Raw genomic sequence first — 1,524 nt, 5'->3', positions numbered from 1 at the left:
GCCCTCTCTGCCAGCCTTGGGTGAGACATCCCGCTTTGTCGGGTTAGCCTGAGAGGGCCCGAGTAGGAGTTCCACCCCTGATGACCAGCACCAACCCGTCTGCGCCCCACCCGGCCCCCAGGCCGAAGCGCCGCACGTTCAGCCCCGAGTACAAGCTGCGGATCGTGGCCGAGTACGACGCCGCGCCCGAAGGCGAGAAGGGCGCGGTCCTGCGCCGTGAGCGCCTCTACCACTCGCACGTCACCGAGTGGCGGGCCGCGCGCGATGCCGGGGCTCTGGAGAAGTTGGTCGACCGGCGCACGAGCCCGGCCCGTCCGAAGAAGTCCGCCACCGAGGTCGAGAACGAGAAGCTGCGCCGCCAGGTGGAACGGCTGGAGAAGGAACTGGCCAGGAACAAAGCCGCGCTGGAGGTGCTGGGAAAAGCGTCGGCGCTCTTGGAAATGATCTCCGAGAGCGCGGACTGACACACGCCGCCGACCCCGTCGTGGACGAGGCGTTCACCGGCATCGAGCAGAAGTTGGGCATCACGGCCGCATGCCGGCTGACCGGCCGCTCCAGGGCCACCCACTACCGCAGGCTGAAGCCGCCGCCCGCGCGCGAGCCCAGAAGGCCACAGCTCCAGCCGTCAGCCCTGAAACCCGAAGAGCGGGCAGCGGTCCTGGAGTTGATGAACAACGCCGAGTACGCCGAACTGCCTCCCGCGCAGATCTGGGCCCGCGAGCTGGACGCCGGGCGCTACCACTGCTCGGTCTCCACGATGTACCGCATCCTGCGCGAACGCGGGCAGTGCGGTGAGCGACGCCGCCAGGCCACCCACCCGGCCAAGACGGTGCCCGAACTGGTCGCCACCGCACCCTCTCAGGTGTTCACCTGGGACATCACCAAGGCAGCCGGCCCTGGGAAGGGCATCTGGTACCACGCCTACGTCATCATCGACATCTTCAGCCGCTACATCGTCGGCCACACCGTCGAACTGGCCGAATCGGCCGAACGGGCCGAGGAGTTGATCCGCGAGGCCATCGAGCGCAACGGCATCGTGCCCGAGACCGTGCACGCCGACCGCGGCACCTCGATGACCTCAAAAAAGGTCTCCCAACTGCTGATCGACCTTGGCGTCACCCGAAGCCACTCCAGGCCCAAGGTCTCCAACGACAATCCGTACAGCGAGGCCCAGTTCAAGACCACCAAGTACATGGCCGACTTCCCACAGCGGTTCGATTCCCTGGCCCATGCCCGGGAATGGTTCGACGCTTTCATCTCGTACTACAACCACGAGCACCGGCATTCGGGAATCGGCCTTCACACACCTGCCAGCGTGCACTTCGGCACCGCCGAGGAGGTCCGCGAGCAGCGGGCCGTCACCCTCGCCGAGGCATACGCCCGGCATCCCGAACGCTTCGGCCGTCGTCCCCGACCGCCCGAGATACCGCAGACGGCCTGGATCAATGACCCGGCCAAGCGCAGGGAACCCGCACCACAAACCTCATAGCGTCACGACTGTCTCACTGGACTTGAAATCTTCCG

At 66.7% G+C, this 1,524-nt stretch carries 2 protein-coding genes; both read left to right on the top strand.

From position 1 onward, the window contains the following. The first annotated feature begins 80 nt into the window (after positions 1 to 80). On the top strand, positions 81 to 464 hold the full coding sequence (locus ACFWJ4_RS41595) for a transposase (RefSeq protein WP_380349974.1): 384 nt from the start codon (positions 81 to 83) through the stop codon (positions 462 to 464). Positions 465 to 484: 20 nt separating this feature from the next. After that, positions 485 to 1,489, top strand: coding sequence for an IS3 family transposase (locus ACFWJ4_RS41590; RefSeq protein WP_380349971.1), 1,005 nt, complete (start codon positions 485 to 487; stop codon positions 1,487 to 1,489). Positions 1,490 to 1,524 lie beyond the last annotated feature (35 nt).

The organism is Kitasatospora sp. NPDC127067, assembly GCF_042724755.1.
Taxonomy (GTDB): Bacteria; Actinomycetota; Actinomycetes; order Streptomycetales; family Streptomycetaceae; genus Kitasatospora; species Kitasatospora lactacystinica.
Note: the sequence above shows the minus strand (reverse complement) of the source record. Positions and strands in the feature narration are given on the sequence as shown.